The following is a 20795-nucleotide window of genomic DNA, read 5'->3' as shown; positions in this document are numbered from 1 at the left end:
ATCCTTTTATTACTTCTTCAACGGAATAGAAAAACTGAATGTAGACCCCTCGCCTTTTACAGACGTAAACCACAACTTACCTCCATTCTTTATCACGAAATCCTGGCAAAGAAGCAACCCCAGTCCGGACCCCTCTTCATTATTGGTTCCGAATGTACTGAAATGAGTATCTGTATGCAATAATTTCTTCTGGTTCTCTTCGTCGATACCACAACCGCTATCCTTCACACTAACCACAGCCATATCATCTTGTTCCTGGACAATCACCAATATCTCCGTCCCTTCGTTACTGAACTTAATGGCATTACTGATCAAATTACGGATGACGGTTTTAATCATATCAATATCGGCATACACTCCCAAACGTTCGGGAGCTTCCAGACGAATTCCTATTTTCTTCAGTCCTGCTACCATAGAGAAAATTTCGATTACCCCTTCCGTAACCTCCACCATATCTACATCCTGATAAACCACCTTCAACTTACCGATCTGACTCTTAGTCCATTTCAGCAAATTGTCGAGCAAAGAAAACACATCTTCTGTTGTCTGATTGGCCATTGTGAGCAACTCATACATCTCTTCTCCGATGCTTTCGCTCGGCAGATTGAGTATAAGCATATTCAATACCATCTTAATAGATCCCATCGGCGAGCGGAGATCATGAGCTATCACCGAATAAAGCTTGTCACGCCCAGTGATTGTTTTCCGCAACTCTTCGGTTTGTGCCACAATAATTCGTTTGGCAGCAATCAGCGAAATCTGGTGAGTAACACGAATGATAAGCTCTTCCTTGTTAAAAGGCTTCGAGATAAAATCATTGCCTCCTACTTGAAAGCCTTTCACAATATCGGCTGTACTGTTCAAGGCAGTCAGAAAGATGATAGGAATCTCCGAAGTTTCCGGATTGGCTTTCAGTTGCTGAGAAACCTCAAACCCGCTCATATCAGGCATCATCACATCCAATAAAACAAGGTCGGGTTTTTCCTTTTCTACCTGATCTATCGCCTGGCGGCCATTACTGGCTGTGGCAATCTGAAACTTCTCATTGGTAAGAAGCACCTTCAGCAACAATACATTCGACATTACATCATCCACAATGAGAATTTTATATTCTGAAGGGTTTATTTCCATGTTCATCTTTATATGCTTTATCTGGTTTTATATTTTATAATCTTTAAAATACTCGATCATATGCCTAAGCCCCTCATCAAGTTCTATCGTAGGAGCCCAACCGAGTTTCTCTTTAGCCAAAGTTATATCCGGCTGACGTTGTTTGGGATCATCGTGCGGCAAAGGCTTAAATACAATCTTAGATTTCGAACCGGACATTGCGATTACCTTCTCCGCCAGTTCAAGGATAGAAAATTCATTAGGGTTTCCAAGATTTATCGGTCCGGTAAAGTCATCATCCGTATCCATCATCCGGATCATCCCTTCAATCAAATCGTCTACATATTGAAAACTTCGTGACTGTTCACCCGAACCATAAATAGTAAGATCATTGTTTTGTAAAGCCTGCACAACGAAATTGGAAACAACACGTCCGTCATTAGGAAGCATATGCGGCCCGTATGTATTGAAGATACGGATGATCTTTATGCGAACATTATTCTGGCGGTGATAGTCCATGAAGAGAGTTTCTGCACATCGTTTTCCTTCATCATAGCAAGAACGGAATCCGATAGGATTCACATTTCCCCAATAAGTTTCCGGCTGCGGATGTACTATCGGATCACCGTACACCTCACTGGTAGAGGCTTGCATAATCTTGGCATTCACCCTCATTGCCAATCCCAGCATATTCATAGCCCCCATCACAGATGTTTTCATCGTCTGAATGGCATCGTGCTGATAGTGTATGGGAGACGCAGGACAAGCCAAATTATAAATCTCATCAACCTCCGCATAATAAGGAAGGGTTATGTCGTGACGAACAAATTCAAAATGATGATTATTCATCAGATGCAGGATATTATTCTTAGATCCGGTAAAAAGATTGTCCAGGCAAATAACGTCGTGCCCTTCATTAATTAACCGAGTACAAAGATGTGATCCGATGAACCCGGCACCTCCACTAACCAATATTCTTTTCATATATTATTAAGTTCCGCTTTATATTCTGACAAAAGTATGCGATTTACCTAAATTATGCAAATATATATACATATTATTTTTAATGAATAATCCGGTAGCATTTCACACGTAATCAAAACTATTGCAGATAAGATTATGGCTCCAAATTTATTCCTTACTTTCACTTGGCACACTAAATGAAAATCACCTCCCTAAACAAGTAAATATCCACCTTTAAGCAATCTTGAAAATGAAAATAGTTGCGATTTCAGAAACATCCCCCCTCTTTTATTTGTTTATATAAGAAAAAGGACATGATTATGATAACAAACGAATTAAATACAGGTCTCATAGAAGCCATTAAAGAGAAAATACCGGCAAACAGCAATTTAGCAAACGTGCTAATAGATATTTTGTTCATCGGAAGAGAAGCAGTATACCGGCGATTGCGCGGAGAAGTACCATTCACATTGACAGAAGCCGCAATTATCTCCAGAAAATTGGGAGTATCACTCGATAAGATAGTAGGTATCAGTTTCAAAGACAATGCAGTATTCGACATGAATGTAGTACACCATGACGATCCATTCGAAACATATTACGAGATTATCAACAAATACATCGGTTTATTGAAAAACATGGGAGACGACGTGACATCCGAACTGGCTACATCTTCTAATATGCTTCCTCAAACATTATATCTGAAACATGACATATTATCAAAATTCCGTTTATTCAAATGGATGTATCAGAACGAGAACATTAAATGCAAACATTTTGATGAACTGGAAATTCCTGCCAAACTTCAAGATATTCAAAAAGAATTCGTGAATGCCGCAGAGCACATCCATACCACAAGCTATATATGGGATAACCGTATTTTTGCACATATGGTGAACGATGTGGAATATTTCTCAAGTATCCATCTCTTAACCGATGAAGACAAACAAAAAATCAAAGGAGATCTGCTACTCCTACTGAACGAATTGGAATCATTGGCCAGAAAAGGTAAATTCGATAGTGGAAATAAAGTCAATATATACATCTCTAATATTAATTTTGAGACAACATACAGCTATATTGAAAGCAGTAATCTCCAATTGAGCATGATCAGAATTTATGCTATCAATTCCATCACATCCCAAGATGTGGAAATGCACAAAAGTCTGAAAGAATGGATTCAGTCGTTGAAAAAGTTCTCTACCCTGATTTCTGAAAGTGGAGAAATGCAACGCATACAATTTTTCAAAGAACAAAGAGAGATTATCGACACATTATAATATACAGTAAATCAATGATTTTTAAAAGGTCCGGTATGTGTATTTGCAGAAAACGAAAACTTCAAATATACCTATCGGATTTATTTCATTTTCAACAAATAACATTTCCATAAACCACTGAATCAGAAATAAATCACTACTCCATTACATTGCATACCGTACTAAATTCTTGATAGGAAGCTTTATATTTGCATAAAATAATAGATCACTCTATATTTTATACTACAAACGTAATATAACGAATAAGAAAGGAACACATGAAGAACAGTATAGTAACGGAACTCATCAATGAAATGAGAGAGCGTATCGCTCCCAAAGAAACACTTGCCAATTTCTTGACCAACACACTATGTATGGGAAAAGAAGCCGTATATCGCAGGCTTCGCGGAGAAGTCGCCTTCACTTTTGACGAAGTAGCATTGATTTCTCATAAATTAGGCATATCCATTGACCAGATAGTAGGTAACCATTTATCCAACCGGGCAACATTCGATTTGAATCTACAGAATTCACCGGATCCGATAGATAGTTATTACGAAATACTGGAACGCTATCTGAGAATTTTCAATTATGTAAAAAACGATGACAGTACCAACATATATACGGCCGCTAATGTTATTCCTTTCACTCTTTATTCTTCATATGAACATCTGTCCAAGTTCCGCTTATGCCGATGGGTATATCAAAACGGGAAAATAAAAACGCCCCATTCCTTGGCCGAAATGCAAGTTCCGGAAAAAGTGGTAACCGTACACAAGAAGTTGAATGAAACAGTAAAACAGTGTAAAAAGACTTGTTTCATATGGGATAGCAACATATTTTCTTCTTTTATAAAAGAAATAAGATACTTTGCCGGGCTAAATTTGATTTCTGCAGACGATGTAAAAGAATTAAAGAACGAGCTTCTCTCACTGCTTCACGAATTTGAGCAAATGTCGGTAAAAGGTGAGTTTAGCAACGGCAATAAGGTAGCCATCTATCTGTCGAATATCAATTTTGAAGCAACATATACTTACATTGAAAAAGGAGATTTCCAAATCAGTCTATTTAGAGTATATTCAATCAACTCAATGGACTCGCAAAATTCACAAATATGTACTTTGCAAAAAAACTGGATACAATCGCTAAAACGACATTCAACCCTTATCTCCGAAAGCGGAGAAGTACAGCGTATCACGTTCATGGAAGAACAAAAAAATATTATTGAACAATTATAATTCTCCGTAATTCTCTATTCAGTGATGTAGGAAGAGAGGTGCAGTGATGCAACTCTCTTCCTCTTTTTTTTCATACCCTCTCCAATTCGTGTGTAAATTTTATCCGATATTATTATATTACATATGTGTGGTATAAACAACAAAATCCACAGACTATATTAATTTTTCTATCAAAATCCATATAGCCTGCGGAATCTGCATCTAAAACAAAACAGCATCAAACGACTGTCTCATACCTTTGCCGATCAGAATACAAAACCTCTGTCGGGCCTCTATATAACTATTAACTGGTTGTCTATAATCAATATGCCCATAACACTCAAAACAGCACACTTGTTTAGAACATTCGTGTTTCTTTATGTTACTAATATTTATGTATTACAAATATCGAATATTCCGTTGAACTTTAAAACCTGTTCTTGTTCTTTCATCGAGGAAAAACGAGAAAGTGATGCGCTAATTACGAACAAAAAACAGAATTCAATGATAAAAAGCAGCACACAGATAAAAAAAACAATATCAAATTTCATTATTCAAAACAAAGCCCCGCATTTTTGACAATACAGGGCTCCGCTCAAACTATTATTTATACGAAATCCTACACAACCGTAGTTGCCTTGGCATCAACTGGCGATTCCTTTTCCGGAATACTAAATTCGCGATTCGCAAATAAATCCGCTAATCCCGAAATCTGTTTCAGACGCAACAATTCATCCCTATCCATCCCTATATTCTTCATTATCCATTGATCGGACATACCGGCCTTATCTAATTCAGCAACAATATGGCACATCAATTCAATGTTGTGGGTTCCACGCGCACGGTTGTGACGGATAGTGGAGCTCATTCGGTTGGACAAATCTTTATCAATAACTACAATTGGCAATAAGCCATTTTCACGCTGATAAATACGCTTGGAAGTTTTCAATACCGAATACCGGTGAAAACCGTCCACCAAGATATACAAATCTTTCTCCTTATCATAATAGCACACGCAAGGCATCGTAAATCCATCTTCCCAAATTGACAACTCCAACAATTTCATTTCAGGAGGAGCAACTATATTTGGATTATAATCATTGGCCACCACCTTCTCTACAGGTACAGCCTTCACATCGTACACCGGACTCTTTTTATTACTCATTGCAGAATATTTTTATATTGTTCCATTATTTGACTCCTCTTACTTATCTCTTCCTTCGTCGGCGAAAATCCCATATACTTGCACGCATGATCATTTTTAAGAATACAAATGCACATACGCTTATAAGTCGGTATTTCTTTAAATTCAGCAATATTGATATCATCCTGATACTCCATACGCACAGGCTTCTTCGATGTTTTATAATTGCTATTATCCATCACAATTATAGGTACCTTTGCAGCAATCAGTTTCTGTATTGTATTATCATTTAAACAACCGCCTTTCGTCCGCCAGAAGTTAACACTGACAGACAATTTTCTAAGATATCCTTTCCGCGCACGTTCCGGTAATGTAGATAACAGGAAATACATGAACTCTCTCCAAGTGTATCCTTCAGGCAATTTAATAGATTGCCAGCCCATAGCATGCGTTCCACCATACATACCTGTAAAGTTAACTCCATTTACACGTCCTACCATCTTCCCCCAAGTATTAGGATCGATAGCCCGGTAAAGAGATAAACTTTCGATGGCCTCCCCAATAAAAGGGCTCGCTACACGCTGACGTTCCAAATTTACGCCCGCCCTGTAATACAGATCATACAATATATTGTAATCCCAACGGAATTTGCCATTAGCTGTCCATACATCCGTTGTTTTCCAATCAAAAATGGGATAAGCATTATAAACATCGTTTGCCACCTTTGAAGTCCATCGATAGGTATGGTACATCTGATATTTACGATTCAGATAAATACACCTCCAACGGTTAAAACTTTCCTGAGTTCGTATGCCGATAAGACAACAAGTACGTACTGCGTCTTTCTTATCGTGTATCCATTTGGCAAAACGCATCTGAAATTCATAATCCCACATTTGAGCATTATAAAAAGGAAAATGTTCTTCAGTCATAGCATCTTTGGGCATAGGACGTACCCAAAGATTTTTCTTTCCCTTCTCCCATGGACGCCAAAAAGATTGGTACATGGAGGTACAAGTTGCCACACGGAAAGGAACGCACACACGATACACATCAAGAATATCCTTATTGGCTTCAAGCATGCGGTCTACATAGTCGATAGTCATCTTATACTGTATCTCATAATCCATATGAAACACACCTAAGCGTATATTCAAATTATTACGCCTTATATAGTCAATACATAAATTCAAAAGTACACCGCTATCCTTTCCTCCCGAAAAAGAAATATACACATTATCGAATTCATTAAAAATCATACGCAAACGCTCTTGCGCCAAGTCATACACATTTTTAGTAACAATTTCCTTTTTCATTCATCCCTCCACATCTTTACATAGCGTTTCCAAACTTTCTCAACAGTGAATCCCTGTTTCTCAAACGTCTCTTGGTGCTCGGTCTGAACAACAGCTGCAAGGGACTTTTCACCGGCAAAAGCAGAAACCACATCGATAAGTAAAAAAGAAAAAGCCTCTTCCTGGTCTTTATCTATATAATAATTATTGATTATAGCAACATTTCCTCTTTGTTCTATCGGAATAAAACCAACCACTTTTTTCCCGCTTACAGCAACAAACCAGACAAACTTATCCGTTGTTTTAAAAGGATAATTATTATTCATTTTCAGTACTTCCGGATCCATAACCAACGGGGCTACAAGCTTATACAATTGCTTATCCGTTCCGTTCAACTTCATTATTTGTATCATAATTGTGCATTTATTTAATTATTTTACAGTCTTATACTCAGACTTGAAAGTATTCAACCAAGCAGAAAGCTCATCCAACATTAAATTTTTGTATAGAAAACTCTCTCGTATTCCCCATCCATGACCACCGGAAGGATATACATGCAATGTAGTTGGCACACCGTTCGCATTCAAAGCCAAATAATAATTCACTCCGTTTGCCGGAGGCACTGACTTATCATCATCACTATATACAATAAATGCACGTGGCGTATCCTTTGTTACCTGTTTTTCATTAGAATATCGTTCTTCCAGCTCAGCAGAAGCATCGCTTCCTAAAAGGTTATTATGCGAGCCCATATGGGTATACTTTTTATCCATCGTAATAACCGGATAAAATAAAATCTGGAAATTAGGACGTACGTCAAACGCAGAATGCGTTGCTATAGTGGAAGCAAGATGTCCACCGGCAGAAAATCCCATTATACCAACATCATTCGGATTTATATTCCAGATGTCAGCACTATCCCTTACTACCCTTAAAGCTTCCTCAGCATCAGAAAAAGGTACTTCTTTATATCCGCCTTTCGGCATACGGTATTTCAAAACTACTAAAGCGATACCTTGCTTATTAAAATAAGGTGCCCAATCGTAACCTTCATGATGATATGCAAGACCACTGTATCCCCCACCCGGACAAACTACAATCACACGACCGGTAGATAATTCCGGAGCAGGAAGAAATACACGAATCGACGGTTTAAAATTGCCTTTCGATTCGTCAAAAGGCGCACTGTCCCTACCGTTAGTATTAGGCATTCCTCCTTGCCATAAATCAACATCAAAAGGTTTATGCGCATTTTGAGCATGCATACCTCCTCCCATCAATAAAAACGATAAAAGAGAAAAGCAAAGACGTAAATTCTTTTTCATGGTTTATACAAATAATAGTTTAGAATGTTACTAAAATTAATCAAGACAGGCAAAAGTAGTTAAAAACTACAATAAAAAAAAGGAAAAAGAAAGTATATGCTTTTGTATCATAAAAATAAATCCTTAATATAAAATTTGTTATATTATTAATATAATAAGAATCAGTTTATTATAATAAAATCTCATTCTTTTTAAAAAAAGATATTCTACATACTTAAATGAATATTTCTTGTTATTTAACATATTAGTTGAAAAAATAAAATCCATCATTCAAAAGATGTTCTTATTAGAGAATAAGTTAGGATAAAGAATTTTATATATAATATCAGATGTATAACCTTCTGAAAATAGTCTGCAAATGATATTATACAGATACATATTAATCAATTTAATGACATTAACAGAGAAACATCTGTTCAAAACAACCCGACTTTTTCAAAATCAGATGTCACATATACCCTATTTTGAAAATATTCCGGGATCTTTCCATATTGAAACAGCATTTGTATCCTTCTCTTTATAAGGCACCATAACCATAATCATCTATGTTATTTTTATTAATATTACATATATTACCACATTATCATTTTTGTAATAACCATCTTTTGCCTTTTTACAAAATGGGATTGCCTCCAATAACCTCATCCTATTGGTAAATTAATCATAAAGCTATAAAGTGACCGTATGCAGTAACTTATCAATAAAAGATAAAAAGTAATATCTGTAAGTTTACATTCTGCTATCATTATACATCTACACATCATAGAGTGTAGTGTACACTATTAAAGATTAATTTCTTAGATACAAAACATCCGGGTGTTGTTATGCAAAACATCCGGATGTTATCAGTTAAAACATCCGGATGTTTTCAATTACAGAATAAGATTTTGCAGTAATAATATATTTATCTAATAAAAGAGTGATGTGTACTGGATTTAGTTGGCAGCTTCGGTTGTTATTACTGTATTAGTTCACTCAACAATTTTCAATAACTGAATAGGTTTACATTTCTGTTTGTTAGGCCTACTGTAGTTATCCTATTTGAATATCCAAATATAATGTAAATTATTCTATTTATTCCAATGTTCCGAGTACATAGATGTTATCTATATATAAATCCTGAATATCATCAGCAGTTTCCGATCCTATCTGGAACAGATTACAATTGGTATCGCCTATGATAAATCAAGCGTCAGTATTCCCAATACATTCACTGTCGCTCGTGTCCGGTCTAAATGTAATCGTGCCGGTAAAGCCGCACGCTTCACCCCTATCGCCCATCGGCGAATGCTCTTCCCTTCCGGAGAAAGCAATTCCATACGATCACCGTCTTGTGGTAACCCGCCATACTTTTGCATCCCACGGGAATCCACCAAACGACAAGGAACTCCGTTTGTCTCTGCAAAACGTTCCAATAGCTCATTAACGGAAAACAGAGTGGGAACCAATCCTTCTCCTTCGGGAGTATCCATAGTATAGCGGTACATCGTTCCGGAAGGCAACAATAAAGAGTCTGGTTTCTGTACCCAGGGAAGCAGGCCAGAAGTAGCCTGCACATTTATCCCCAAACAACATAAAACGAACCAAAATATAGGTGTTTTTCGTGTAATAGATTTCATCATTCAAATTGTCTAAACGGTTTATTTTTCATTGATGTTGTCACAGCAGCAAAGCTAACCGAAAAAATAAAAGAGCCTTTGCAGTGTTGTCGCAAAGGCTTTAAATATTATATCAGAAATGGCAAAACAAGCATCAATAGTTAAGCCATACTTTAAATGAAGCTATTTTCTCCTTACTAACCAATATTTTATCTTTGAATGGTGGTATTACATCCACTACTACTTTATTCTGAAAATATGGTTCGATTTTTCGGATGGCATCTATCCCGACCAGTGTCTGCCGGTTGGTACGAAAGAAGTAATCCGGATTTAGCTGCTCGCTCAATTTATCCAAAGAAAAATCAACAATATGTTCTCTTCCCTGTTTGGTTACGGCAAATGTTACCCGGTTCTCCGAATAAAAATAGGCCACATCTCCTACCGGCAATGTTACCAATCGTTCCCCTACGGAAACCAGAAAACGAGTACGATAACGTTTTATCGGATTGGAAAGCGAACGCAACACCTCCAGCATTTCCTCCTGATGAGGTAATCCATCCACGGAATATCGGGTATGCAGTCGATCAAATTTATCCAATGTTTCCGCCAACCGTTCCCGATGAATCGGTTTCAATAAATAATCGATGCTGTTGACTGTAAAAGCACGAACAGCATAAGTATCAAAAGCCGTTGTAAACACAATCATGCTTTTCGGACAAGCCTTCTCTATCAAAAGAAACGAATTGCCATCCGTCAATTGGATATCCAGAAAGAGAAGGTCAGGATGCGTATTTTCACTAAACCACTCCGCAGCTTCTTCTATATTTCCGGGTAACAAAAGTATCTCCCATTCCGGACGAAGTTCTGCCAACATATGATTGAGCAGACGAGCGGCAGGTATCTCATCTTCAATGATAGCTGCGCGGATGACAACAGGATTATTATTCATACAGCAGAGGGATTTTAACGGTAAATAATTCAGTAGTCTTTTCTATAATAATTTCTTGCCCGCACACCAAACGATAACGGGAAGCAAGATTCTTCAATCCCATCCCCGAAGGTTGTACCGACTTCTTCGGACGAACACTATTACTCACTACCAACCAATTTTCATCCTCCGAAGAAAGGGACAGAACCATGGGTTGCCTTAGGGATATGATATTGTGTTTTATCACATTCTCTGCAAGCAATTGAAGCGTTAACGGAGGAAGTCTATATTCCAACAACGACTCATCCAACCGGCAATCTACCGTAATGCAATCACCTAACCGGACGCGGTGCAGAAATACATACGAATCGAGAAACTCCAGTTCACTGCCCAGCGTAACCAAACGCTGTTGCTGGCATTGAAGAATATATCGGTATACATCCGATAGATTTTGTGTAAACAAGATGGCATTCTCCGGATTGTACCCTATCTCCGATATCAGCGTATTAAGACTATTAAACAGAAAATGCGGATTCAACTGGCTTTGCAAAGCCTGATATTGCGCTTCGACAGAACTCTCTTTCAGATATATATTCCGCTTGTAAAGCACGATAGTATGCCGATAGAAATTATTCGCAGCCGTCAATCCTACAATCACCATCTCCACCAACCAAACGAGTAAAAGAAGCCGTATTCCCGACCAGCGAATATAAAACAACCGATCTACATCCGCCATCCACTTCAATCCTACAAATAACAGATAATTCATCAGCAACAGCGATATCCCCAAACCGGCATAATACAAGAACACCCTCCTGCGTCTCTCCACAAAGAAAAGAAAACCACGTTTCAACCAAGAGTCTATCAGAATAAGACAAAACCCCATCGCATTGAAAACCAACATTACTCCGATCATAAAGCTCAATGAAGAGAAATCCAAATCATCGCGTTTAGGCAGATCGGAATAAAGTGCCAACAACAAATATGAAAAACATCCCAATCCGGAAAAGAGGAGGACATTCAGCAATCGGATGTATCGAGAGTAAGAAGTTTTGACCATTTTTACCTGTCGCACGTTTTTCATCAACAAAGATAATTAATCTATCCAATAAAAGCCAGTACCTACAAAAGATTATCCGCCGCAACTTGATAAAACGGCATTCTCCCGGCCTTTGTTACAAACCGGGAGATCCCATTCAACAGATTATCCAAGCTTTTATCAGTATCATATTTTATTCCTTAACAGAGTCCACCCCTAACACCCGGACAAAATTCGAATAGCTTATCTGAGCTGTCAAACGTGATTGTACAAAGTTCATCTGCGCCGTTTGATGAAACATCTGTGCATCCAATACCCCATCAATTAAAATTTTACCTTCGCGATAGCGTTCCAATGCCATTTCCTCATTTTCACATGCCTTTGCCAGAGAGTTTTCGGTGAGAGTGACACGTTCTACGGCTTGCACATAGTTATAATAGGCTGATTGCACCTCAAGACTCACGGCATCTTTCACTTTATTATAATTATCTCTCGCAATAGCTACTTTGTAATCTCCCGCCCGTTTTTCATTACGGCGTTTTCCCCATTCGAACAATGGGATACTGACCTTTGCATACACAGCATAATTCGGATCGAGATCCGCCTTGAAATTATACCCCGGAGAACTATAACTGCCATCCAACCCGACATAAAACTGTGGCAGAAATTGTGCCTGATTCAGCTTGCGTACCGACTCCTGTATTGAGATTTTATCCTGTGCCATACGCAATTCCGGACGATTGCCCGTTACCTGTTCCATATAGCCCGGCAAAGTACCTACCGAATAGATAGGAACCACCAGCGTATCGACCGGAAGCACCGATTCGAAATCCTCACCGACAAAAGAATTGAGCGACATACGAGCCACCTCGTAACCATTCTCCGCCTGCATCAATTGATAACGGGCATCGTTCAATTTTACCTCTGCCATCAACAAATCATTGCGATCTACCAACTGCACCTCTACCCGCTCGCGCACCACTTTAACCAATTTTTCTACCGACCGGGCAAACCGACAGGCAATATCTACTATCTCTCCGCGCGCTACTGTATTCCAATAACGCAGATCGGCTTCATAACTGATATCCGCCTTTATCATTTCGGCTTGGTTAAGGGCAAAACGACCTTCCGCCTGTGCCTTTTTCACTCCTTCACGAATACGTCCACCCGTATACAAGGGCTGGGTCAGTGAAACCGAAGCTCCATACTTCAAATGCCTACCCTCAAACCGTACCGGATTATCCGATGAAGGTAAATCCAAAGACAACTCTATGGGATTGCCTGTATAATCAAAATTGGCACCGGCAGAAAGTTTCGGTTTATAATCTGCTTTGGCTGATTTTTCGTATTCTTTACTCAATGCAATATTTTTTTCGGCAGCCTTCACATCTTGGTTATACTCCAATGCACGGCTACGGTAACGATTCAGCAAGCCGCTATCCTGCCCGAAGGCAGAAACAGCGAAAAACATCATCCACATGGCTAACAAAAATACCCTATTATTCTCTCTTCTCATGACTCTTTCTTTATTTTATAAAACACAGCATATAGTGCCGGGGTTACAAACAAAGTAAGCAGCGTGGCAAACGTCAAACCAAACACGATTGCCGCAGCCATCCCGGCAAATACAACATCGAACAAAAGAGGAACCATACCTAATATGGTAGTTACCGCAGCCATCAGCACCGGACGTACACGTGAAACGGTAGATTCAATAATAGCCGTATAAGGTTTTATTCCTGCGCGAAGTTGTACGTTTACTTCATCCAGCAACACAATAACATTTTTTATAATCATCCCCAACAACCCCAGCCAACCGGCAATACTGAAGAACCCGAACTCAGTACCTGTAACCAACTGACCGAACACAACCCCGGTCACCGACAGAGGTAATACAAGAAACGTTATCAACGGTTGGCGATAATTACGGAACAGAGCTACAAGAATAAGTACCAATAGCAATAGCGCCAACGGAAAGTATTTTGTCAATGCCGCCATTCCTTCCTTCTGCGTCTTATACTGTGCATCCCAGAAAAAAGTATATCCTTCGGGAAGCTGTATAGCCTCTACTTCTTCTTTTATTTCGGAATGTACTTCCGCCATTGTATGCCCTGGTTTTACATCACACATGGCAGCCATAGACAATTGCCGGTTATAGGTACGAACCAATGGAAATTCCCACCCGATACATATATCCTTTGTCACCTGTGCCAATGGTGCCGAATGTGCTCCGTTCCACACGGCAAGATCGCCCAAACGATCGAGATTCATCTCGCCGGATACATCCGATTTCAAAAGTACCGGTACCTTCTTCTCATTGTCACGGTAAATACCTACCGAAATACCATCACCAACCGCTTTGGTTGCCTCTATCATATCATCTTTACCGATGCTCAACCGCCCGGCCTTCACCGGTTCGTAGTCTGCCTGCACCATCATCGCCATGTTCCCCCATTCATTACGGGCATTAGCAACTTTCGGATTACGACGCATCACGCTAAGTGCCAATTCCGTCAAGGAGTCCAATACCGCCTCATCTGGTCCACAGAAACGGGCTTCTATCAAAGCCTGTGGTACGGTGTTCAATTCAAAACGGTTTACCCGCATAAAGATATCCGGAAACTGCTTCCCTACCGTATCACGAAGTATAGCCTGTAATTCACGGGCTTTTTCGGGTGAATAGGCTTCTACGAGGCATTGTGCATAGTTAGGCTGAGGGCCGAAAGCAGCATTGGCCAGATAAAAACGCGGCGGTGTCTGTCCGATAAAAGTAGATACCTGGCGGGTGTTCTCAAAACTTTCCAGAAAATCGGACACCTCTTTCGTAGCCGCTTCCATACGCTCTATCTTTGTACCTTCGGGCATCCACATGTCAATGGTAAAATATTGCTTATTGAGTTGCGGCGTAAAACGTTTCGGGATAAAACGGAATCCCCACCCCGAAAGAAGCAACAAACCAACCATTACCCCCAGTAAAATATATTTCCGACGGATGGCATGTTCCAACATTTTTCGAAACCAGTTGTACATCTTCCCTTGATAGAGTTCACTTTTTAATTCTTCCGGACGTGGACGCCTTACAAACAATTCAATGAACAATGCATTCTGTGTAATGGCAAATATCCAACTGAACAACAAAGAAACGGCTATCACAATAAAAAGAGACGAAAGCAGTTCGCCTGTGATATCGGGAGAAAGATAAACCGGCATAAATGTAAGGATAGCAATGACTGTAGCAGCAAGCAGAGGTATTGCCGTACCGGATACCGCTTTCATAATGGCGTTGCGTTTACGCATTCCACGCTCCATATTCATCAGAGCCGAGTCGAATATCACTATGGCATTATCTACAAGCATTCCCATAGCAATAATGATTGCCGCCAGGGACATGCGTTGTAAGGCAATTCCGTTGGCATGCATATAGATGAGAGTGGCAAAAATAGAAAATACCAGTCCGCTCCCTATCAGAATACCGTTTTTAAATCCTATAAAGAAGAGCAATACCGCCACGACAGTGAGAACGGAAATGATCAGATTAAGTATAAATCCGTCATTGGCGACAGCCGATTCATAACCTTGATCATAGATTGTCAGCAATTCGAAGCCATCGGGCATCTCCACGTTCGTACGCTCCACTGTCTCTTTCACAAGAGCAGCCATATTCACCACATTACCGTCTGAAACGGTAGAAATGGCAATACCTAAAGCCGGGGTATTGTTGACCTTCATCAGATTACGGGCAGGACGTGCATAACTCTCGCTTATCATCGCTATCTCTTTGAGCCGGAAATACTCACCGGTTTTTGAAACAATAGTCAGATTTTCGATTTCTTCCAGATTGGTAAAACTACCACGTGCTTCGATACGAAGACGGTTATCTCCATTCTCAACAGCACCGGCATCCACTACTTTATTCTGTTTCTCGAATGCACGGGCTATATCGGCTGTGGTAATTCCGGTTTGAACCATAAGCGAGGGCTGCAACAACACTTCGATCACCGGATTCTGGATACCGAATATCTCTACTTTGGCCACATCCTTGATTTTAAGCAATTCGTTCTTTATATTTTTAGCTTGATCTTCCAGTTCGCGATACGAATGTTTATCACTACACAAACCATAGAACACGCCAAGTACATCGCCAAAATCATCATTTACCACCGAAGTGGCTGCCCCTGCAGGCAATTTAGACTGTACATCACCTACTTTACGCCGTAGTTTATCCCATAACTGCTGCATCTCGTCTGCACGAATCTCCTTTTTCACATAGACTGTAATTTTTGAAAGTCCTGCCCGATTGTCCGTCTTCAAATAATACACCTCACCGATTGATTGAATCGCTTCCTCCAATACATCGGTCACTTGGGTCTGCACTTCGTGCGGTGACGCACCGGGATATGCAGTAGTTACGAGTGCCTGCTTGATAGTAAAAGGAGCGTCTTCGAGTTTTCCCATTTTAAAGTACGAATAAAGACCGCCCGCCAACACCAAAAATAAAATCAACATAGCAAAAGCCCGGTTCTTTAAAAAGAATGCTACCATCTTCTTCATATTGCCTGCCTATTTGATAATATTTACTTCCTGTCCTTCGGAAAGAAAACTATGTCCGCTCAGCACAACTTTATCTCCCGTAGTAAGCCCTGACAGGATTTCTATTTTATTGTCTCTCTTCAGATTGCCAATCGTCACAGGGATAGCCTCTACACGATTGCTTTCTGTCAATCTCCATACAAAGGTGCCCGTCGCAGGACGATGACACACAGCCAGTTGAGGGATAAAAACCGGACTTTCTTCCTGTATCGAATCTTCCGGAAAAGTGATTGACATCGTGCCACTCATACCTCCCGGTAGCTTATCGTCCCGATTGTCAAGAATGGCAGTCAGAATAAAGGATAGATTATTCGTAGTAGTAGTCTTGGACACCTGTACATCATCGGTAGCATACACTTTATCTCCCAAAGCATCAAAACGAAATTTCAGTTTATATCCGAAAAGGCCGTCCGGTTGCCGTTGCAATGCCACAGCCATATTTTCGGGAATATACGTTTCTATCTTCAAACGCGATAGGTCAATAAAACTGACAACAGATTGGGATGCACGTACATCTTGATAACGCTCTATATTCACCTCTTGCACATATCCGTCAAAAGGTGCCAATAAGCGGGTGTCTGCCAACTCATTGGCAGCCGTCTCATAAGCAGCCCGGGCAATAGCACAATCCGCCTTTGCTTTCTCATATGTGCTGGCAGAAATATTCTCTTTTGCATATAATGTTGCAACACGCTTAAACTCAGTCTCTGCCTGATGGTATACAGCTTCCGCTTTCTCCTTACGAACTTTGAAATCGCGATCGTCAATCGCTGCAATCAACTCACCTTTACGAAAAAACTGCCCCGATCGGACATCAAAATCCAATATCGGGCCGCCTACCCGAAAAGACAACTCCGTAGACTTAAAAGGTTGCGACAAGAAAGTGAATTCCCTTTCTCCTTCGCTGACAGCTTTCTCGGCACAGAAAACCCTGACCGACATCCTTTCTTCCTTCTTGTCTTTTTCACCCATACTGCATGAAATACCCAAAGTGGCAACAAGAAAAAGACAAACAAATTTCTTTACCTCCATATTCATTACCTACATATTTTTACGGCAAACATACAAGGTCATTTTCAAAATAGAAGGAAAAAAAATACTGAAGTGGAAAATCGGAGACTGAAACGGAAAAAGAAGGAACTGACTTATCGGCGTTTCGCCTTCCCTCCCATCTTATTTATTCTGACAATAGCATGAAACATGAAATAGCTTCCCAATACATTCGATTCCGTATCCCGTATAGCAGTTGCTGTAATGGTACGCATCAATGCATTCTCCTGCTGCAAAATATCATAGATTTTAAATCTCAGCAGCAACTGTTTTCGCTTAAAGAAAGACTTGGAAATTTGCATATTCCACATCAGATAATCATTCCCCTCATCTGTGCCATATCCGGCACGCAAATTCCAAACCGCATCGCTATACAACTCAAAACCGAGAGGAAAATACCACTGAACATTCATTCCGGTCTGATAATCAAATGTCTTTGTACGGATACTTCTTACATTATTATAAGAGTTATTATAAAGCACGGAACCTCGCACCCCCACCTCGAACTGTTCCGTACGATAGGTCAGAGTAAGTCTTTCACGAGCTATTAAATGACGGACAGAGCTTTTCTGAGGTTCTTCTTTATTAAGCGTAGTATAACCATTCTTATTACCATAGCGGAGCATCGAATACGTACGTATCAGCCAGTGTTTATTCTTAAACGGGGTACTTAGTGAAAAAGAGCCCTGTGTTTGCCAGTTACCATTCATGTTGACGGGTAGAGTCGTCCGTCCTCCGGTCTCACTGTCATAAGTCACCTGATTGGTCACACTGTTTAATGTATTCTCGGCAGTCAGTTGCAACACCATGTTTCGTTGGTGTTTTACATTGTAAGTGTTATAATTGAGATTAAAAGTGTTGGTATACGATGGTTTCAACGACGGATTACCCATACGGATATTCAACGGATTAGTCTGATCGGCAACAGGTTGGAGATCACGAACGGAAGGTTGACGACTCTTACCGCGATAAGTAATCTGCAAACGGGTACGTTTGGAAAACTTATATCGGAAACTCACTGTCGGTGAAAAATTGAGAACACTCCGGGGAAGGCTATACTTAAGTTCATCCAACAGAAAATTGTCACTGACCGATTTTTGTGGTTCGAGATCGACTCCGACATTATAATTATATTTTTTCTGTGAAGTACGTACAGACAGATTCACCAGATGATTGGAATATTGGTTTTCAAAACAGTTACTGTTAAGTGTATCAGGGTCTTCTGTAAAATCTTCTAATTCTTTATTCCAATTGTAAGCTTTACGATCGGAATTGGACGTCCGATGTTGATAACTGTAACGAAATTGAAGAAAATGTGCCCATGGCAACGGCTCCACGTATACAAGCTGAATACGATAGTTATCACCGTCTGTTTGATTTTCTATCTTCTGGTTCAGCACCTTTTCCGTCCCGTTTTTAAAATAACGTGTAGTGGCATAGTTAAGCCGGTCAGATGAGGAAGCATTGACCCCGTAATCAAGTTTCAAGGCGACATTACGTCCTCTACGGTTTAATTTACGGCTTATTTGCAACATCAATGCCAGATTGTATTGTGAACTTTCCGACCAGTTGGAGGATTCTTTTTCATTCAGTTCCTCCTCATCCGCCCAACTCTTTTGATAACCGGCCCCCTGACGCTCCGCCGCAGAATAACGGAAAGTTGGACGAAAGATCAGATTAGTCACTGTATCTATTTTCCATTCCAAATATGCATTCCCCGTAATTCCGTCGTTTTTATTTCGCGTACTATTCGTACTATTCGTGATCGACTTTTCCTTTTTCATAAAATTATCGGTCATCGTACTACTTTCTTCCTTTCGGTCCGTACCGGCATATTGCACATTCGAACGAAACTTCACACTCCCAAAATCTTTACTAAAGTTAACTCCCAACGAACGAGAAGTCGTCAAGCCGGCCCTGCTGCGTGTATTGCCCGTGGCATTGGAGGATTCCTGTTGTAATTCCGAAAAGCCTTGATTGTTAGTATTATTCCAATTTGCTATGACGGTGAGTTGTGAAGTTTCCCGGATACGATTCATGGTATTAGCTATTTCATAGCGACTCTTGCTTCCCATGCCGCCAAGAAAATTGTTCATCCAACCCTTCTTCATATCCTTTTTTACAGAGAGATCAAGAATCATCTCCTCTTCGCCGTCATCAATCCCCGTAAGGCGTGCCAGATCGGACTTACGCTCATAGGCTTTCAATTTCTCCACCATCTCCACAGGGAGATTCTTCAAAGCAGCCTGCGGATCATCTGAAAAGAACTCTTTACCATCTACCAATATCTTTTTCACCTCTTTACCCTGAATCATTAATTTTCCATCCGAAGTGATCTCTCCACCCGGCAGTTGCTTCACAAGTTCTTCGAGCATGGAACCTTCAGGAGTACGAAATGCGGAAGAGTTATACACAGTAGTATCATTCTCGGTAACTGCCATTGGCGCTTTGCCCGTTACAACAGTTTCCTCTAACATGAAACCATCGGGAGCCAGACAAATATCACCCAATTTCCAATCCTTATTATCAAATACACGATTAACGGCTGCATAACCGATATAGGACACATGAACGGATATCTTTCCCGACCTACGAACAGAAGCAGTAAGAGAAAAACACCCGTCTTCTCCGGTGATAAACGTACTATCGGGCATTGCATAGATCTGAACAGCGGCATAAGGTATCGGTTCCTGAGTTTCTTCGTCAAGAACACGTCCGGCAAATACCAACTTACCGGACTGTGCCTTAACCTCCATCGTCGCATATGCCATTTGCAATATGCAATAAATTAAAAGAGCCTGAAAGCAACCTATATACCTATTTATATTCAATGAATTCGTATTAGATATTTTTATCAGATGATTTGCGCTATTTAAAGATTAGAGTAAAGAGTCATTATAAAGTTAAAACTAAAGGTTAGTTTTTAGGGTTTATTAAAGATTGGCATTTCTATCATAGCTACCCACCACTTAATCATAACTTTTCTATCACCTCTTTTTTCATAAAGACAAATGTAAGGAAAGGTAACAAAATCAATTATCAATATTATCTATATTTCTATCAGCAAAATCTCAGAAAAGACACTATAAATACAACTTATACAAAACAATAACAAATTAGCACTCTAATTTATGACTCGTTATTACGTTGATCCGATATTCCCCCCCATGTCCGGGTGAACAAAAAAGCGAGGACACTTCGATTAAACCGAAATGTCCTCGCTTGCTTTTGAGCGGAAAACGAGACTCGAACTCGCGACCCTAACCTTGGCAAGGTT

The 20795-nt window shown here is 39.9% G+C and carries 14 protein-coding genes and 1 pseudogene; 2 read left to right on the top strand and 13 right to left on the bottom strand.

All coding sequences use genetic code 11. The features are described from left to right. Positions 1-9: 9 nt before the first annotated feature. On the bottom strand, positions 10-1137 hold the full coding sequence (locus QVP90_RS09390) for an ATP-binding response regulator (protein ID WP_005931573.1): 1128 nt from the start codon (positions 1135-1137) through the stop codon (positions 10-12). 21 nt (positions 1138-1158) lie between these two features. After that, positions 1159-2094 (bottom strand): UDP-glucuronic acid decarboxylase family protein, encoded by a 936-nt coding sequence (locus QVP90_RS09385; RefSeq protein WP_005931571.1) that lies wholly within the window; start codon positions 2092-2094, stop codon positions 1159-1161. A gap of 299 nt (positions 2095-2393) precedes the next feature. Between QVP90_RS09385 and QVP90_RS09380 the strand changes: the two genes are divergently transcribed. Together QVP90_RS09380 and QVP90_RS09375 are read left to right on the top strand one after the other, a co-directional pair. After that, entirely contained in the window at positions 2394-3353 is a 960-nt protein-coding gene (locus QVP90_RS09380) for a hypothetical protein (RefSeq protein WP_021936266.1), read from the top strand. A 257-nt stretch (positions 3354-3610) separates the two neighbouring features. Next, the gene (locus tag QVP90_RS09375; RefSeq protein ID WP_005931567.1) at positions 3611-4570 is read left to right on the top strand and encodes a hypothetical protein; all 960 of its coding nucleotides are present in this window, start codon (positions 3611-3613) and stop codon (positions 4568-4570) included. Between the two features lie 598 nt (positions 4571-5168). Here the strand turns inward: QVP90_RS09375 and QVP90_RS09370 are convergent. From QVP90_RS09370 to QVP90_RS09320, 11 genes and pseudogenes are all read right to left on the bottom strand, one after another. Beyond that, entirely contained in the window at positions 5169-5714 is a 546-nt protein-coding gene (locus QVP90_RS09370) for an IbrB-like domain-containing protein (protein WP_005931563.1), read from the bottom strand. Further along, complete coding sequence (locus tag QVP90_RS09365) at positions 5711-7009, bottom strand: DUF3440 domain-containing protein (protein WP_005931560.1); 1299 nt, start codon at positions 7007-7009, stop codon at positions 5711-5713. Before QVP90_RS09365 ends, QVP90_RS09370 begins: the two co-directional genes overlap by 4 nt. Next, positions 7006-7401: a hypothetical protein gene (locus tag QVP90_RS09360; RefSeq protein ID WP_005931558.1), complete on the bottom strand. Its 396-nt coding sequence runs from the start codon at positions 7399-7401 to the stop codon at positions 7006-7008. Before QVP90_RS09360 ends, QVP90_RS09365 begins: the two co-directional genes overlap by 4 nt. A 30-nt stretch (positions 7402-7431) precedes the next feature. After that, positions 7432-8199: pseudogene (locus QVP90_RS09355) on the bottom strand (alpha/beta hydrolase); the annotation flags it as partial. A 1289-nt stretch (positions 8200-9488) separates the two neighbouring features. Continuing rightward, positions 9489-9935: a hypothetical protein gene (locus QVP90_RS09350; protein ID WP_264380844.1), complete on the bottom strand. Its 447-nt coding sequence runs from the start codon at positions 9933-9935 to the stop codon at positions 9489-9491. Positions 9936-10065: 130 nt separating this feature from the next. Then, positions 10066-10860 carry a LytR/AlgR family response regulator transcription factor gene (locus QVP90_RS09345; protein ID WP_005931545.1) on the bottom strand — a complete coding sequence of 265 codons (795 nt, stop codon included), beginning with the start codon at positions 10858-10860 and terminating at the stop codon, positions 10066-10068. After that, entirely contained in the window at positions 10853-11923 is a 1071-nt protein-coding gene (locus QVP90_RS09340; RefSeq protein WP_021936264.1) for a sensor histidine kinase, read from the bottom strand. The genes QVP90_RS09345 and QVP90_RS09340 overlap by 8 nt, the downstream gene beginning before the upstream one ends. A gap of 148 nt (positions 11924-12071) precedes the next feature. Next, a complete protein-coding gene (locus tag QVP90_RS09335) occupies positions 12072-13394 on the bottom strand; it encodes a TolC family protein (RefSeq protein WP_021936263.1) in 1323 nt (440 codons plus the stop codon). Further along, positions 13391-16429, bottom strand: coding sequence for an efflux RND transporter permease subunit (locus QVP90_RS09330; protein WP_021936262.1), 3039 nt, complete (start codon positions 16427-16429; stop codon positions 13391-13393). The genes QVP90_RS09335 and QVP90_RS09330 overlap by 4 nt, the downstream gene beginning before the upstream one ends. A 9-nt stretch (positions 16430-16438) precedes the next feature. Next, positions 16439-17506 carry an efflux RND transporter periplasmic adaptor subunit gene (locus QVP90_RS09325; RefSeq protein WP_005931530.1) on the bottom strand — a complete coding sequence of 356 codons (1068 nt, stop codon included), beginning with the start codon at positions 17504-17506 and terminating at the stop codon, positions 16439-16441. A gap of 107 nt (positions 17507-17613) precedes the next feature. Continuing rightward, entirely contained in the window at positions 17614-20289 is a 2676-nt protein-coding gene (locus QVP90_RS09320) for an outer membrane beta-barrel protein (RefSeq protein ID WP_264380843.1), read from the bottom strand. Positions 20290-20795 lie beyond the last annotated feature (506 nt).

Source organism: Bacteroides sp. CAG:189 (assembly GCF_000432295.1).
GTDB classification, from domain to species: Bacteria; Bacteroidota; Bacteroidia; order Bacteroidales; family Bacteroidaceae; genus Bacteroides; species Bacteroides salyersiae.
The sequence above is the reverse complement of the archived record's forward strand: the minus strand, read 5'-3'. Positions and strand labels throughout refer to the sequence as shown.

What these genes read in the sequence shown, in the direction of transcription:
- QVP90_RS09390 (WP_005931573.1), bottom strand. Translation starts at nt 1,137, where the DNA reads ATGAACATGGAAATAAACCCTTCAGAATATAAAATTCTCATTGTGGAT.
- QVP90_RS09385 (WP_005931571.1), bottom strand. Translation starts at nt 2,094, where the DNA reads ATGAAAAGAATATTGGTTAGTGGAGGTGCCGGGTTCATCGGATCACAT.
- QVP90_RS09380 (WP_021936266.1), top strand. Translation starts at nt 2,394, where the DNA reads ATGATAACAAACGAATTAAATACAGGTCTCATAGAAGCCATTAAAGAG.
- QVP90_RS09375 (WP_005931567.1), top strand. Translation starts at nt 3,611, where the DNA reads ATGAAGAACAGTATAGTAACGGAACTCATCAATGAAATGAGAGAGCGT.
- QVP90_RS09370 (WP_005931563.1), bottom strand. Translation starts at nt 5,714, where the DNA reads ATGAGTAATAAAAAGAGTCCGGTGTACGATGTGAAGGCTGTACCTGTA.
- QVP90_RS09365 (WP_005931560.1), bottom strand. Translation starts at nt 7,009, where the DNA reads ATGAAAAAGGAAATTGTTACTAAAAATGTGTATGACTTGGCGCAAGAG.
- QVP90_RS09360 (WP_005931558.1), bottom strand. Translation starts at nt 7,401, where the DNA reads ATGATACAAATAATGAAGTTGAACGGAACGGATAAGCAATTGTATAAG.
- QVP90_RS09350 (WP_264380844.1), bottom strand. Translation starts at nt 9,935, where the DNA reads ATGATGAAATCTATTACACGAAAAACACCTATATTTTGGTTCGTTTTA.
- QVP90_RS09345 (WP_005931545.1), bottom strand. Translation starts at nt 10,860, where the DNA reads ATGAATAATAATCCTGTTGTCATCCGCGCAGCTATCATTGAAGATGAG.
- QVP90_RS09340 (WP_021936264.1), bottom strand. Translation starts at nt 11,923, where the DNA reads ATGAAAAACGTGCGACAGGTAAAAATGGTCAAAACTTCTTACTCTCGA.
- QVP90_RS09335 (WP_021936263.1), bottom strand. Translation starts at nt 13,394, where the DNA reads ATGAGAAGAGAGAATAATAGGGTATTTTTGTTAGCCATGTGGATGATG.
- QVP90_RS09330 (WP_021936262.1), bottom strand. Translation starts at nt 16,429, where the DNA reads ATGAAGAAGATGGTAGCATTCTTTTTAAAGAACCGGGCTTTTGCTATG.
- QVP90_RS09325 (WP_005931530.1), bottom strand. Translation starts at nt 17,506, where the DNA reads ATGAATATGGAGGTAAAGAAATTTGTTTGTCTTTTTCTTGTTGCCACT.
- QVP90_RS09320 (WP_264380843.1), bottom strand. Translation starts at nt 20,289, where the DNA reads ATGGCATATGCGACGATGGAGGTTAAGGCACAGTCCGGTAAGTTGGTA.